The 1,166-nt window shown below is 42.1% G+C and carries 2 protein-coding genes; both read right to left on the bottom strand.

Annotated elements, in window-relative coordinates:
* On the bottom strand, positions 1 to 634 hold a 634-nt coding region (gene istB, locus AAEY57_RS19230; RefSeq protein ID WP_350608576.1), incomplete at its 3' end, for an IS21-like element ISShfr5 family helper ATPase IstB.
* Between the two features lie 28 nt (positions 635 to 662).
* The coding region (locus AAEY57_RS19225) for a Mu transposase domain-containing protein (RefSeq protein WP_502935503.1) at positions 663 to 1,166 on the bottom strand (504 nt) is incomplete at its 5' end.

The following is a 1,166-nucleotide window of genomic DNA, read 5'->3' as shown; positions in this document are numbered from 1 at the left end:
TTTCATACCAATTTTCTATCGGTAATTGACTCGCTATTAAGGTCGATTTTGTATCATATCTTGCATCAATTAATTCCAGTAAATCACTCCGTTGTTGAGCCGTTAATGGCTCTAATCCCCAATCATCTAAGATCAGTAAATTGGCAGAGCTAAGCTTGTTGATCAGTTTTCGATAACTACCATCGGCTTGCGCTAGAAACATCTTTTCTAATAGCTCTTTGAGCCTAAAATAATAAACGCTACTCCCTTGTTGGCAGTGGTTTTGACCAAGCGCGCAAGCGAGGTAAGTTTTGCCACAACCTGTTGCTCCTGTGATCAAGATGTTTTGGTGAAGACGAAGCCATTCACCTTGTGCTAATGAACGGATCTGAGCTTTATCGAGTTGTCGTGCTGCGCCATAGTTGAGTTGGGCAAGTGTGCCGCCAACTCTGAACTTTGCTTGTCGCGTTAGGCGATCTATTTTACGCTGATCACGCTGCGTTATTTCATGTTCAAGCAATAAACTTAGCCGCTCTTCGAAGCTTTGTTCAACGTATAAATTGGGTTGCTCGTATTGCTGCAATAGCGCATCACGTATGCCGCTTAGCTTTAAATTACTTAACTGATTATTAACTTGTTGATTGATATTTTGCATAAGTCTTCCTATGGTTTGTTAATTTTTATTAATGGTAATAGTGGTTGCCACGGATATTTTTATGATCAATATCTTGTAGTAAATCACCTTGAGCTTGTGGCAAGGGTTGTTTATCCAAGCCTTTTTCTAAGATAGTCTTTACTTGTTTAACGCGAGTAACACCTGTGGTTAATGCGCGATGACAGGCGGCTTCAAGACGTTGATCACTAAACTTTTTACCTAGGCTTAATAACCCCATACAAGCACGGTAGCTTTGCTCTGGATGTTTTTTAGCTTGCATCAATTGCATAACAAACTGCTCAGTTGATGTGCCAAATTTACTCGCCCAGCGTTCGAACCGCTGTGGTGTCCATTGTTGCTGCTTTTGATGAGCGATAGGCATATGCAGATCAAGCGTGGTGTGCGCACCTTCTCGGTATGATCTGGGGTGAACAGCGACTTGTATGCCTTGATGGTAGAGTGTCACCAACTTCCCGGAGGCATGGGCTTCAAGCTTTTGTTTAATTAAGGTATGTGGCACTGAGTAGTAGTG

Origin of the sequence: Pseudoalteromonas sp. MER144-MNA-CIBAN-0113 (genome assembly GCF_040308965.1) — a bacterium.
Lineage (GTDB): Bacteria > Pseudomonadota > Gammaproteobacteria > Enterobacterales > Alteromonadaceae > Pseudoalteromonas > Pseudoalteromonas tetraodonis.
The sequence above is the reverse complement of the archived record's forward strand: the minus strand, read 5'-3'. Positions and strand labels throughout refer to the sequence as shown.